The 13002-nt window shown below is 57.5% G+C and carries 11 protein-coding genes; 2 read left to right on the top strand and 9 right to left on the bottom strand.

Features of this window, described 5'->3' with window-relative positions:
* The first annotated feature begins 491 nt into the window (after positions 1–491).
* Both J4G38_RS23330 and J4G38_RS23325 read left to right on the top strand, forming a co-directional pair.
* Entirely contained in the window at positions 492–785 is a 294-nt protein-coding gene (locus J4G38_RS23330; RefSeq protein ID WP_210521322.1) for a hypothetical protein, read from the top strand.
* Positions 769–1296, top strand: coding sequence for a M15 family metallopeptidase domain-containing protein (locus tag J4G38_RS23325; RefSeq protein ID WP_210521323.1), 528 nt, complete (start codon positions 769–771; stop codon positions 1294–1296). The genes J4G38_RS23330 and J4G38_RS23325 overlap by 17 nt, the downstream gene beginning before the upstream one ends.
* 223 nt (positions 1297–1519) lie before the next feature.
* On the opposite strand, the gene J4G38_RS23320 is transcribed toward J4G38_RS23325, so the two are convergent.
* The 9 genes from J4G38_RS23320 to J4G38_RS23280 form a co-directional block, all read right to left on the bottom strand.
* Positions 1520–1912, bottom strand: coding sequence for a hypothetical protein (locus J4G38_RS23320; protein ID WP_210521324.1), 393 nt, complete (start codon positions 1910–1912; stop codon positions 1520–1522).
* 11 nt (positions 1913–1923) lie between these two features.
* Positions 1924–2511, bottom strand: coding sequence for a hypothetical protein (locus J4G38_RS23315; protein ID WP_210521325.1), 588 nt, complete (start codon positions 2509–2511; stop codon positions 1924–1926).
* Between the two features lie 115 nt (positions 2512–2626).
* Entirely contained in the window at positions 2627–3457 is an 831-nt protein-coding gene (locus J4G38_RS23310; RefSeq protein WP_210521326.1) for a hypothetical protein, read from the bottom strand.
* Positions 3432–4010, bottom strand: a complete 579-nt coding sequence (locus J4G38_RS23305; protein WP_210521327.1) for a hypothetical protein — start codon at positions 4008–4010, stop codon at positions 3432–3434. Before J4G38_RS23305 ends, J4G38_RS23310 begins: the two co-directional genes overlap by 26 nt.
* Positions 4011–4040: 30 nt before the next feature.
* On the bottom strand, positions 4041–7139 hold the full coding sequence (locus tag J4G38_RS23300; protein ID WP_210521328.1) for a type I restriction endonuclease subunit R: 3099 nt from the start codon (positions 7137–7139) through the stop codon (positions 4041–4043).
* Entirely contained in the window at positions 7136–7840 is a 705-nt protein-coding gene (locus J4G38_RS23295; protein WP_210521329.1) for a hypothetical protein, read from the bottom strand. Before J4G38_RS23295 ends, J4G38_RS23300 begins: the two co-directional genes overlap by 4 nt.
* Complete coding sequence (locus J4G38_RS23290) at positions 7824–9095, bottom strand: AAA family ATPase (RefSeq protein ID WP_210521330.1); 1272 nt, start codon at positions 9093–9095, stop codon at positions 7824–7826. Before J4G38_RS23290 ends, J4G38_RS23295 begins: the two co-directional genes overlap by 17 nt.
* Before the next feature lie 3 nt (positions 9096–9098).
* Entirely contained in the window at positions 9099–10379 is a 1281-nt protein-coding gene (locus tag J4G38_RS23285; protein ID WP_210521331.1) for a restriction endonuclease subunit S, read from the bottom strand.
* 2 nt (positions 10380–10381) lie between these two features.
* Positions 10382–12655, bottom strand: coding sequence for a type I restriction-modification system subunit M (locus J4G38_RS23280; protein ID WP_226163734.1), 2274 nt, complete (start codon positions 12653–12655; stop codon positions 10382–10384).
* Positions 12656–13002 lie beyond the last annotated feature (347 nt).

Here is a 13002-nt window from a genome sequence, read left to right as displayed (position 1 = left end):
AATAAGCCAGTCCGGTTTTTACCGCAACTCTCCTTGTCGACATGCGGGATGCCGCTACCCTCTCGGGCGGGCTCCCTTCATACTGTTCAGTCTTCAGGCAAAAACGGGAAACGGGGCACAGGCTCTAGCGCGCAAGGTCAGCGCCGAAGCGCCGCCTTTAGGGATAGTGGGTGACCCCGTTTCCTTTTCTGGCTGCCTCTCAACGAAAGGCACTGCAATCATACAAGGGATGGAAAGGGCCGGGCGGGGCATCGCAGCTGCTACCGTTGTGGCGGGTGGTGTCGTCGAGTAACTGCCCCGGCTGGGTGCGCAGCACGGCAGCGAAGCGGACCCCTGGACAGCCCGACCCCGGCCCGTAGCAGCGTGGAGGGCCGGGGATGCGCCCAACTACTGTAAAATGCTATTCTGTGGTAAAACTTCTCCTTTGTTGGGTTGGTTTGCGTATCTACTTTTGTAGGACATACTTACACTTATCTGTAATTCATCAATCCATGGCACTCATGCTTTTCAGCACCAACAAAATGGGCCATCTTGGCCAGATTCTTAGCAGCGGCTTCGTGGGGGAAGTCGTGGTGAATAACCTCACGCCGCCCACGCCGAACCAGATTCAGGCCTGGGGGGCGGTGGTTATTCAGGTGCTGGTTGGCATCGTGACTATCTGGGCCACCATCCGGAAGGCGTTGCAGAAGCCGGAAATTGTTACCCGCGTGGGGGCTGATGCGGTGGCCGCGGTGGCCGCGGTGGCTGCTCCGGCTGCTGCCGTTTCCGATGCTGACGCTCAGTAAGGCGCAGGCGGCCACGCAGGCGGCGCAGCTGGCATTGGTGCGGCCGGAACTGGCGGCGGCGTACACGGTGGCGCTGGAGCGGTGGATGGGAGACCGGAAGTTGCTGCTGCTGGGGCTGCCCATCATCACCGAGGGCCACCGCTCCAACGCGACGCAGGCAGCGTACTACGCGCAGGGCCGGCCGCTGCTGTATCCGCTGGCAGAGCTGAACCGGCTGCGGAAGGTGGCGGGCCTGGGGCCGTTTTCGGCCAAGTCGACTGAGGCGCGGCGCATTATTACCTACCAGCAGGCGGGCGCGTCGAACCACAACCATATGCCGAGCTGGGCGCTGGACGTGGCGCTGCTGCAGGCGGATGGCTCGTTGACATGGGACGCGGGGGCACTGCTGCTGTTTGCGCGGCTGGTGCGGGCGGCCGATGCGCGGGTGGTGCATGGGGCGGACTGGGACCACGACGGGCGCACCGACGACCAGGCTTTTCACGACTGGCCGCACTTTGAACTGACCGCATGAGCTGGCGGGGTATTCAGCTTTCACCCTTCACCTTTCCGATTATGTGGCGAGTTATCGCGCACGCGGTTATTGTGGTCCTGGGGGCCATTCTGGACCGGAAGAAGCAGCAATCGAAACAGGCTGAGTAGTCAGAGTACTTCAGCAAGAACAACGGGGCCAGCTGGCCGGACGTGATGTCCGACTGGCTGGCCCCGTTGGTTTGTTCAGGAAATGTAAGTGGTGGCTACTGACGCGCCCGGCGTGGTTTGGCAGTGGCGGCAGTTGCTTCAGGAATGATGGCGAAGCTGGATTGTGCCTTACGGGCGAAATGCTCGCCGGCTTCGGCAAGATGAGCAGCCGTTAGCGCCGGGCTAAGTATCCGGAGGCGCTCTTTCACCTCATGCATCAGCTTGATGGCGGCCAGGCGCTCGACTGGGGACTGCGCGGGATGCTGAGTCAAGTGGCTATTGACTAATTTAATAATCTCGGCAGCGGTGTTTGAAGGAGCCACTGGACGGAAACCAGCGTACACCCTGGAAATGCCATTTACTGGTTGCCCTACCGATATTACAACAGAGCGGCCACGTTGCTTGGGCGATGAGCCAGCCTTTTTAGTGTGGTGCGTGATAGTGGACATGGAGTGGCGAATTAGACTTCAGCTAAGATAATACGCGTTTGGCGAAGTTCGGAGGCAATCTCCAGAACCTGAAATTGGGCGCCAGGAGCAAACAACACTTCGTACTCGTTGGATTTAGGGCCGTTGGGACCGTAACAAGAAAATGGGGCAATATCGCGGCCAGTGCGGGAATCGAGCCAGAACAGACAATTTTTGGGGTTTTGGCGGGTGGCCATGCCCAAGTGCCATTTAGCAATGTCGAGGGCAGTGCTGGCTGATAGAAACGCGGGCCAGCTGACCAAAGTGCCACTAGCCAGACATTGCTGGTAATGTCGCAGCTGGTCGGGAGTTAGGTAGGCCCCGGAATAAACCAGGCCTGCGTAGGGCCGAAGCTTGCGGAGGGCAGTAGCTAAGCCGGTACTCTCCAGGGAGGCCGCATTTGGGGCAGCGTGCAGGGCGTGGTTGAGGTGGGAGAATCCCCGGTCGGTGTAGTGGTAGATAAGTGCCCGGTCGGTAAGGCTTAGCCGTGACCGGACGGCTTGCATCCGAGGGGTCTGCACGGCTCGCCAAGCAGCGGGCAGGTGCTTCCTGACGTAGGCGGTGAGCTGCTGGTGGGCCAAAGGTTGGGAAGGGGTAAAAAAAGACTCGCCCTGGTACGCTGTTCTGATGGGAAGCGGGGCGAGTACTGTTGATACAAATATGCAGTGGATTTGAGAGGGAACTAGTATTCGGCGGCTACTCGCCTTCTAAAATCGTGTGTAGCTCGTCTTTCTGACTCCACAACACAACAGGGCAGGTTTTGCGGAGTACACGGAGGTGGCCGGCAAACGCGCCGGCCTGGTAACCGGTTGAAACGTCGTCGACCAGGGCCACCCGATGTTTTATCAGGGTACTTACCATCGTTCCTTCCAGCAGCTCAAATCCCATGTTGGCTTTGCTGATACTGTTAGAGAAATAATACTCATCGGAGCCAGTGACGTAGTTAACCAGACTGACTTTGGTACGGTGGCGCAATATGGCGCTGTACTTGGTTTTGATATCTTCGGTGACTTGGGAATTGAATTTTACTTCCCGGCGGGCGAAGACCTCGCGCATGTAGCTGTTGGCCTGGCCGGTGAAGCGGCGGCGGGCGGCGGTTTCGGTGGCGGGCACAAAGGGAACCTGTGAGGCATTGACGGCCCCCACAATAAAGCTGGCCACGTCGAGCACCAGCGAGCTGACCCGCTCGGCCTGGTTGGTTTTCTTGTAGTAGATGACGGTACCCACGGTGTCCATTACCTGCTTGATGGCATAATGGTCTTCGAGGTGCTCAACCATCCGGTTATAGCAGACCGACTCGCCCATGTCGGTTTCGGTGTAGTTGCCGTGGGACAGAAAGCCGCCGTCGCTGACCACGAAGTCGTCGCCCTGCGCGACGAGGAATACCGACACGAACTTGTCGGTGGTGGTGGAGTGCGGCGTAATTATTTCGAGCGTCTTGCCCCGGAGCTTGACATCCCAGAGCTGGCCGTAGTCTTGCCGCACCCGGTGAAACAGGTCTTCAAACGAAGCGGACGACGTGGGCATGGGGGTCGGCGTTGGTGTGGTGGGCGAAAGGCAGGGTGCCAGGGGCGGTGAGCGAGATGGTGGGGTAGCCGGCGGGATGATGGGTAAGCTGCGACTCCTCGTAGAAGTGAATAACGCAGCGGTCGATATCCTCTAACTCACGCACTACTTCGGGGTCGGTCAGGGGCGCGGTTTTATAGGCAATGCGGCGGCCCTGCTCGTCGTAGCAGTTAAAATGCGGGGTAGTGACTATTTGTTCCGGCAGGGATTTCGCACCCTCGTTGCGGTGCGTAGGGCCGGCGGAATCGTAGTTGAGCAACGGCTCGCCCATGAAGCCGGGGGCGCGCAGCTTGAATTTGAAGTCGTGCAGCCTGTCGATGCGAATTTCGGCGATGAGCCACAGGTCGATGGGGTCGTCGGAGTGCAGGGCAGGTATTTGGCAGGCGTGCAGCACCTTGCTTGTCCCCTTCTTTTGCGACAAGTCCAGGCCGGGGCCGGAGGTTTGTTTAGGCTCGGTAATCAGGGCCGTGTAGCGGTCGTAGTTATCGCGGACGATGGTATTTATTTTCTTCACAAGGGATAATTAACGCTACAGGTGCACGCTTTAATCTAAAACAGGAAATACCACCAATGGGTCTGCGTCCGCATTCATCCTAGGGATTAATACTGGTTCAGGCAACTGCTGGAGGCGCTTGTACACGTCGACGGCCAGCAGATGCATCACCATGCCCTGGAAATGACCGTCGGACATGTAGCGAGAGAAAATATCCACGTTCTGGTCCATGCGCTCGATGAAGAGGGTTTCGAGCATGGCTCCAAAAACCAGGGCGAATTTGTCGGAGGGGTTGGCCTGGGCGGCTTGGCGGAGCACATCGGACCGGAGGGCTACTTCCACAATCTGGTCGAAGAAAAGCTGGTCGCCTTCGTTGAACTCCGTGCCGAACCGCTCGTTCACCACATCAATCAAACGGGACAGGGCCAACGGCTCTTCAACCACCGAAGCGGTGCCGGTGGCCACGGGGCCGTGCAAGGGCTGGGCGGCTACGCCGTTTAGCGGAATGGAGCCCTCTCCTATTTTTTGCAGCCGGAAGAATTGCAGGCGTACCTCTTCGTCGAAGTTGTAAGCAGCATCGGTGGTGCGCTGGGGCAGGCGGGGCAGCAGGTGGCGCAGGTAAGCGCACAGGCGTTCGAGGTCAGATTCCTGATAGGGAATAATCTGGCTCAGGAAGGCGTAGAGATTAAGCAGAGCCTGGGCCTGCTTGCGCCAGGCCAGGGCCTGGGGCTCATCGGTGGCATAAAGAGCGCGGTAACGGTCGAGCGCGGGGTCGAGGGCAGCGCTGAGGGCGCGGTGGTCGGCGGCGCTCTGGCGCAGGCCGGGCTTGAAGAACACGGCGCTGAACGTGGCCACTTCGGTGGCGTGGTAAATAGCAGCGGCTTCGAGGGCGGCCTGTAGCTCATAAAGGCGGGCAGCTTCGGGCTGCTCGCCCATCGTGGCCCCTTCGTAGTACCGGGCAAACGCAGCCTGAATGTCGGTCGGGTCGTTCACGAAATCCAGTACGAAAGTATCTTCCTTGAGCGGATGGGGCCGGTTGAGGCGCGAGAGAGTTTGCACGGCCTGGATGCCGTCGAGGCGGCGGTCGATGTAGAGCGTGTGCAGCAGGGGTTGGTCGAAGCCGGTCTGGTATTTCTCGGCCACCAGCAGCACCTGAAACTCGGGCGTCGCAAAAGCTTCAGGCAGGGCCTTTTCGGGCAGGCCGCCGTTCAGGCCGGGCTCGGTGTAGCTCACGCCTGGCAGGTCGGGGTCGGGCACAGCACCCGAAAAAGCAACTAGCGACTTGATGGGGTAGCGCTTCTCACGGATGTACTGGTCGAAGGACTGCTTGTAGCGCACGGCATCGAGGCGCGAACTGGTGACGACCATGGCCTTGGCACGGCCGCCGAGGCGGTGGCGCACCACGTGCTCGAAGTGCTCGACGATGATGGCCGTTTTCTGCGCTACGCTGGCCGGGTGCAGGCGCAGGTAGCGGCTCAGGGCGTGAGCGGCGGGTCGGCGGGCCACGTGCGGGTCGGTGGCGCTGATTTTGAGCAGGCGGTAGTAGGCGGTGTAGGTGGCGTAGTTGCGCAGCACGTCCATAATGAAGCCCTCTTCAATGGCCTGGCGCATGGCGTAGCGATGGAAGGGCTGGCCCGAACGACCAAATACGGCCAGGGTACGGCTTTTGGGGGTAGCGGTGAAGGCAAAGAAGCTCAGGTTGGGCTGCTGCCCGCGCTTGGCCATTTCCTGAAACAGCTTTTCAAAATCGGGCTGGCCTTCTTCCTCGGCGCGGCGGCGCGCCTCGGCCCGCAGGCCGGCCCCACCCAAAACACCCTTTAGCTCGGTGGCGGCATCGCCGCCCTGCGAGCTGTGGGCCTCGTCAATCAGCACGGCGTAGTGCCGGGGCGGCAGGGCGTCGGCATCGACCTGGGCGGCGCGGCCCTGGGCCTCGGCCAGCTTGGCGAGCTGCCGGCTCACGAAGGGAAACTTTTGCAGGGTGGTGATGACGATGGGTACCCCGCCGGTGAGGGCGTGGGTGAGCTGGGCCGAGTCTTCGTCAATCTTCTGGACCACGCCCAGCCGGTGCTCGAACTGGTAGATGGTGTCCTGCAACTGCTGGTCGAGCACGCGGCGGTCGGTGACGACGATGACCGTATCGAACACGCGCTGCTCCTGCCCGTTGTGCAGGGAGGCCAGCTGATGGGCCAGCCAGGCAATAGTATTGCTTTTGCCGGAGCCGGCCGAGTGCTCGACCAGGTAGTTGTGGCCCGGCCCCTCGTGGCGGGCGGCGGCCACGAGCTGGCGCACGGCCTGCAGCTGGTGGTAGCGCGGGAAGACGAGGGTTTCCTTGCGCACCTTGCGGCCGTCGTCGCCGCGCTGCTCTTCAGTTTGGAGGTGTAGGAAGTTGCCGAGCAGCTCCAGCAGCGAATCGGGGTGCAGGGTTTCGGCCCAGAGGTAGGCGGTGCGGTAGGTGCGGCCGGCCGGGTCGGGGGGGTTGCCGGCGCCACCGAGCAGTCCCCGGTTGAAGGGCAGGAAGCGGGTGGACTCGCCGGCCAGCCGGGTAGTCATCCAGACGGTATCGGGGTCGACGGCGAAATGGACGAGGGTGCGGCGCTTGAACTCGAACAGCGGCTCGCGGGGGTCGCGGTCGTGCCGGTACTGGTACACGGCATTGGCGGCGGTCTGGCCGGTGTAGGGGTTTTTCAGCTCCAGGGTGGCCACGGGCAGGCCGTTGAGGCTGAGCACCACGTCGAGGCTCTGAGCGCGGTGGCGGGGACTGAAGTGCAGCTGACGCGTCAGGCCCAGGCGGTTGGCAGCGTATTGAGTGGTCAGCTCGTCGTTCAGGCCGTGGGCAGGCCGGAAGTAGGCCACCCGCAGTAGCCGCCCGTAGCACTTGAAGCCGTGGCGCAGCGTGGCCAGGCAGCCGTGCTGGTCGAGCCAGCGGGCCAGGTCCTGGAGTATTTGTTCGTCGCGACGCTCGCCCAGCATCTGCCCTAGCTTGGCCCACTCCCGCGGCTGACTGCGCTCGATGAATGCCAGCACCTCCGCCCCAAACAAGGCCCGCTCCGGTTGGTAGCCGGCGGCTGGCAGCGCGTAGTAGCCCGCAGCCAACATGTCAGCTTCGATAACGGACTCAAAAGCGGCTTCGGAGGTGTGGGGGTTGGTCATGGGGTAGTTGGAGTAGAATTGGAAGCTAAGTAAGATTCAGCAACAGCCTTAATAACAAAGCAAAATGGGGCAAGCCTCCCATCCACCGGATTCATGATTGTTTTCGCTATTGTCTTTATTTCTTCTAAAGACGGAAAAGGAAAATCCTCGTCTTCTGGGTTAGGAAAATAGGCCTTAATTGCGCCTGCTCTTTCTTTAATAAGGGTAGGATGCCATAATTTAAGCAAGTTTACCGTGTATTCGCCCTTCCCATCATGCCAAGCAATTTTACCATTCTCTTCATAGATGAAAGCCGACTCACATACTATATCGAGCGGTGAAACAAACAATTGCTCATCATAGTCGTCATCCTTTGCGTGCGCACCATAAGTTTCGTCTTTACTGGATTTTGCATTTAGCGCCGCCAGCATATTCTGATAGTCAAGGTCTTTATCAGCCTTCTTTCCGTAATCTGACCCCAATTCTTTCTCAGTCCAAGCGCGTGGGTAGATATGCTCTGTTAAAGCATTGGCACCATTTTCAATTCTACTTCCTGTATAGGCACACAATCCAAACTGCTCATCTATTAAAACTTGACGGAATTCAATCGCGCATGTCGTGCCTTTAAATTCTTTATACTTTGCTTTGCCGCTGGGCTGCTTTCTGGCAATCCATTTCGTAAGGCACTCAGGTAGCGATGTAATTTTATCTATTTTCCTCATTTTGAGCCAAGGCTTGCATTCGTTCGTGACGTTCAATCAGGCTTTCGGCTCGGCTTAAGCTTTCTTTTCCCAAACCCACCTCCCTACGCAAATCTGCCAGAATAGCCTTTGCAGTAGGAAAGTCCTTCTCCCTTATCAACTGCATAATTCTATCCTCTTGGCGGGTCGTCTCCTCATTCTGAATTTGCGCATTCATCAGCACCTGCAAAATCCAGTTTGAATCCATGCCAAAAGCTTGTTTAGGGCGCTCGATACGGTCAGGAGAGTAAATCAGATTGATGCGCTTTCCTTCTACTTCCCCAATTGTTTGCGCTGAATGAGTAGAAGCGATTATCTGACACTGTTTGAAAGTATTCTTCAATCTATCTACAATGTCACGCTGCCACCCTGGATGTAGGTGTAAATCCAACTCATCAATCATTATTACAGCGCTCGATTTATTCAAAGGGTCATTCTCAGCAGGGTTCGCTTGTGCTAAACGCAAAGCCACCTCCAGCACCAGAGCTAATACACTGCGTTCACCATCAGAAAGCTGGCGAACATTCAACTCGTCTTTTCCCTTATCAATTAGCAATACAGGCTTATGTCCGTCGGCCACACGTAAATTGGAGTAACTAGGAAGTAATCTGCTTACTGCTAATTGCAAAGTGTCATGCTGAATTCTATATCGTTCTGATGTAGGGCCTTTAGTTTTAGCAAATTGCACTATACCACGTAACCAATGAACAAAATCTGCTAGTCTTAACTCTCTTGAATCTAATGCACGCTGGTAAGCCGCAGTTTGAGAAGATAATCTGGATTCACCACGAGGTTCAGGGTCAAGCACGGAACGACGTGGGGAAAAATATACAGCAAGGGGAAGTGGATTTGGTTTATAAACCTTTCGCACTTTTCTCATTGTCGGAGTCAACAAAGGCGAACTTGTCCTTACTGATTTATCGTCTAATTCCGCTTTTATTTCAAACTCAAAAGGAACTCCCCCAGCATCAAAGTCTACTTTAATACTTAAGTTATTAGTCCCTATCGTAAAATCGTCGAACGATAATCGTTGCCCTTTGCCAGTAGGTCGAGAAATCAATGGAAAAATATGCGACAATGCTAAGCGTAGTGCATCTAGCGCTGAAGATTTACCTACTCCGTTTACTCCTACTAGCAAATAAACCCCAAAACGCTCCCCTTTTTCGTCCTCTTTGAATTCGAATGTCGCGTTTCGAAATGCACGAAAATTCACTAATGTCAGATTTCTTATGTACATGATTTAGAAATTAATTAAATCAAGCTTCCCCGTTACCGTCGCCGCAATAAGCGCCGCCCGCCGCTCGTGAATTAGGCCAAGACTGATTTCGGTAATTTCACGGAGGGTATCGAGTTTTTTGGTTTCGGCTTCAATGTATGCCGTAATCAGCATTTGCTCGTGCAAATCGGGGAGAGGCAACACCATGTCCCCATACTTCTCGGCGCTGAAGTTTTGAATAGTAGACTGAATAGCACTTTCCCGGATTTGTCCCCAGTAGGTATCGGTAAGTGAGAAGTTGTAGATAAAATCAGCCAATACCTTCCTTAGTTGAGGATGCATTCTAATTAGATAGCCCGCGAAACAAGCTGGCCCCATTGAGGCACGGTAGATGAATGTTTTACCAACCGTTGCGCCGCTTCTCGCCAATAAGACGTCACCATCACTAAGCAGATATGGCTCGGCCAATTCTGGAGCCAGTGAAGCGAAAGTGTCTGACCTTAGATTACCGTCTTCGTCAATATCGGTGATTCGGATGAACCGTGGAAAATCGGGGTTATCCTCGTCGGCTGCTTCATTGGCGCCGTAGTCTAATGGACCTTGAGCCAGATATTTCAACCGCACCACTTCCCAATGGGCCGGCACCTCTCCCAACCACGGCAACCCTGTGGCGCGGCGCGGCGCACTCTCATCTAGACCTTGCGTAAATGCGCGGGTGATGAGGGCACGGCGCTTTTCGGCAATGAGTTCGAGCTGCTCCTGCTTGGCGGCCACCAGCGCATCAAGGCGGGCCGTTTCGCGGTCGAGCAGCGCGGCGAGTTGCTGCTGCTGATGTAGGGGCGGCAGGGGTATCGGAATGTCGCCGATGAAGTCCCATTCAGCCCTCGGCATTTTGGAGCCAAAGGCTGAGGAATTCACCAACTCAATAAAGCCGGGCGTTAGCAGGCAGTACAGTAGGAACCGGCCATCAATGTATGGCCCCGGAGCAAGTACCAACAATTCCGTTGAACATATTCCTTGCCTGTCCGCCAGAATAGCCTTCGCCAAATACGGCCGCAACTTGCTGAACAAGACATCGCCGAATGTAAATACGCTGCCTATGCTCGCAGATTCGCCACCTGTATTCAGCGTTAGGGTACCGTCTTCACCAGGCAATATTTTCCCTGTCCACGGCTCAATGTTTTCCAAGCCGATATAGGTTTCGCCTTCTTCGTATTCTCGTTTCTGCGCCCAGGAGCTAACAAGCCGTTTCAGCCTTACCTCTCGCCAGTTGCCGTGTTGGGGTAAGGTGCCAAACCATTCCATGCTCATACCGTTTCCCCGGCCAGCAGCCGCATAATGCGTTCTTCCACCGCTTTCAGCTCCTCGTCGATGATGTGCAGGGGGCGGGGTTCCTTGTAGGTGTAGAAATGGCGGTTGAAATTGATTTCGTAGCCGGCTTTGTCTTTGCTGCGGTCGAGCCAGGCATCGGGTACGTGGGGCAGCACTTCACGGATGAAGTAGTGGGCCGGGCCATCGAGCGTGACCGGGGTGGCGGTTTCGGTGGGGGCTTCGCCGTCGAGCAGGGCTACGTTTTCGTTGTCGCGTAGCTCCGGGTCGGCCTCGTAGCGCACCCGGAGGCGCACCGGCTGGTTGAGCAAGGGCAGCTGGTGGCCATCGGGGGCGGGCAAGGTTTCGGCGGGGGCCGCTACCCAGCCGGCCACGCGCTCGGCGGCGGTCAGGGCATGGGCGCGGGGCAGATTCAGGGTTTCGGCCACCACGGGGGCGGTGGCGGGGTCGCGGTCGGTAGTCACGGCCCGGAACAGGTTCAGCTCGGGCTTGCGCCACTTGCTGCCGCGCTTCTTCAGCGTCGTTTCGATACGGCCGCGCACGGCGTTCCAGTCGGCATAGGGCTCGCGGCCCAGCTCCTTCTCAATGGCCTGCACGTCGTCGAGCAGGTAAGGGCAGGCATCGAAGAAGCGCCCCTTGCGCTCCAGCGTGAGCTGAAAGCGCAGGCGCAGGGGCCGCTCCACGGTGAGGCGGGTGAAGCCGAAAGCTTCGTTGGGGAAGATGCGCACGAGGTCGCGGTCTTCGGGGTGCTCAAACTCGTCGAAGTTGCTGTAGAGGCGCACGATTGCGGCGGCCTGGTCGGTTTCGCCCAGCCCGCCGCTCCCATCGGCAATGCGGTTACGCTTGCTGCCCAGGCTGCGGCGCATTTTCACGTACTGCTGGCGGGCGTCGATGAGTTGCACCAGGCCCCGGCGGCGCTTCTCCTTGCGGTTGGTGAGTATCCAGATGTAGGTGGTGATGCCGGTGTTGTAGAACAGCTGGTCGGGCAGGGCCACCACGGCTTCGAGCCAGTCGTTTTCGATTATCCACTTGCGGATGTTGCTCTCGCCCGAGCCGGCCCCGCCGCTGAACAGCGGCGAGCCGTTGAACACCATCGCCAGGCGCGAGCCAAACTGCTGCTGCTTGGGGTTGTAGGGCGCAAACTTGCTAATCATGTGCTGCAAAAACAGGAACGAGCCGTCGTTGATGCGCGGCAGGCCAGCCCCGAAGCGGCCATCGAACCCCTTGCGGTCGTGCTCAGCCTGCACCTTTTTCTGTTGCTTCTTCCAGTCGAGCCCGAACGGCGGGTTGGCTAGAAAGTAGTTGAAGGTCTGGTCCTCGAACTGGTCGTCGGTGAGGGTGTCGCCGAGGCGCACGTTTTCCTTTTCGAGCAGTGCCTTGGGGTTATTCTCGTTTTTGATGAGGAAGTCGGCCGCCGCTACGGCGTAGGCGCGGGGGTTGAAATCCTGCCCGTAGGCCAGGAAGTGGGCATCGCGGTTGAGCTTACGCACGTGGTGCTGGGCCTCGGAGAGCATGCCGCCGGTGCCGCAGGTAGGGTCGAGCAGGGTGCGCACGGGGCCGGCAGCTTGGAGCAGCTTATCATCAGGGGTCAGCAGCAAGTCCACCATCAGGTGAATCACGTCGCGGGGCGTGAAGTAGTCGCCGGCCGTTTCGTTGGCGGCTTCGTTGAAGCGCCGGATGAGGTTTTCGAACAGCAGCCCCATTTCGTAGGTGCTCACCTCATCGACGTGCAGGTCGAGATTGGAAAACTGCTTGACGATGAGATACAGGATATTGGCCTCTTCCATGCGGTCGATTTCCTTCTCGAAATCGAAGTTTTTGAAGATGCGCTGCACGTTGGCCGAGAACGAGCGGATGTACTCCTTGAGGTGGCCGTCGAGGTTTTTGGAGTCGGCCACCATGCTGGCAAAGCTCAGCCGCGAGTGGTTGTGAAAAGGCCGGCCAGCCCGGTGGTTGAGAATGGCATCGAGGGCCTCGGGCGGGTAGGGCAGCTTGAATTCTTTTTTTTCAAGCTTGTTTTCCTCGCCCTCTTTTTCTTCCCGCTTGTAGCGTAAAACAGCTTCCTTGTTAGCTTGGTCGAGGCGGTCAAACTCGATGCGCACGACCTCGCGGGTGTCGTCGAGCACGCAGTCGAAGCGGCGCAACACGATGAGCGGCAAGATGACCCGCTCGTATTGGGGTGGGCGGTAGGGACCACGCAACAGGTCGGCTACTTGCCAGATTTGGTTGCTGAGTTCCTGGTGGGAGGGCATACTTCTAACTTATAGGTGATTATCAGCCAACTAAGTAAAAACTGTTGATTGGCAGTGCTAAAGGTAAGTACGCGTAACATAGCCGGTCAATAAGCATTCTTCAGCTAAGCGCTGATGAATTGGCAACCACTCCATTGAAGACAAAAGCTGCGGCGTTTGATTTTCGCCTGTCTGGTCGCTCATTTTTAGTGCTGTAGGCAGAAAGCATATCTGAAGACTGGTGGACGCTTCAGATGCACTTATGGTCGCCAGTATCATAGCAGGGTGCTGTACTCGGTGAGGGTGAAGCGGGCATAGAGGCCGGTAAGGGATGGCACTCTACAGTAGTGGCATTGACTTTAAAATCA

This window comes from Hymenobacter terricola (assembly GCF_017921975.2).
GTDB classification, from domain to species: Bacteria; Bacteroidota; Bacteroidia; order Cytophagales; family Hymenobacteraceae; genus Hymenobacter; species Hymenobacter terricola.
This window is presented reverse-complemented; position numbering and strand designations above follow the sequence as displayed.

Excerpts from the sequence above, each read along its gene's own strand:
- J4G38_RS23330 (WP_210521322.1), top strand. The coding sequence starts at position 492 with ATGGCACTCATGCTTTTCAGCACCAACAAAATGGGCCATCTTGGCCAG.
- J4G38_RS23325 (WP_210521323.1), top strand. The coding sequence starts at position 769 with ATGCTGACGCTCAGTAAGGCGCAGGCGGCCACGCAGGCGGCGCAGCTG.
- J4G38_RS23320 (WP_210521324.1), bottom strand. The coding sequence starts at position 1,912 with ATGTCCACTATCACGCACCACACTAAAAAGGCTGGCTCATCGCCCAAG.
- J4G38_RS23310 (WP_210521326.1), bottom strand. The coding sequence starts at position 3,457 with ATGCCCACGTCGTCCGCTTCGTTTGAAGACCTGTTTCACCGGGTGCGG.
- J4G38_RS23300 (WP_210521328.1), bottom strand. The coding sequence starts at position 7,139 with ATGACCAACCCCCACACCTCCGAAGCCGCTTTTGAGTCCGTTATCGAA.
- J4G38_RS23295 (WP_210521329.1), bottom strand. The coding sequence starts at position 7,840 with ATGAGGAAAATAGATAAAATTACATCGCTACCTGAGTGCCTTACGAAA.
- J4G38_RS23290 (WP_210521330.1), bottom strand. The coding sequence starts at position 9,095 with ATGTACATAAGAAATCTGACATTAGTGAATTTTCGTGCATTTCGAAAC.
- J4G38_RS23285 (WP_210521331.1), bottom strand. The coding sequence starts at position 10,379 with ATGGAATGGTTTGGCACCTTACCCCAACACGGCAACTGGCGAGAGGTA.
- J4G38_RS23280 (WP_226163734.1), bottom strand. The coding sequence starts at position 12,655 with ATGCCCTCCCACCAGGAACTCAGCAACCAAATCTGGCAAGTAGCCGAC.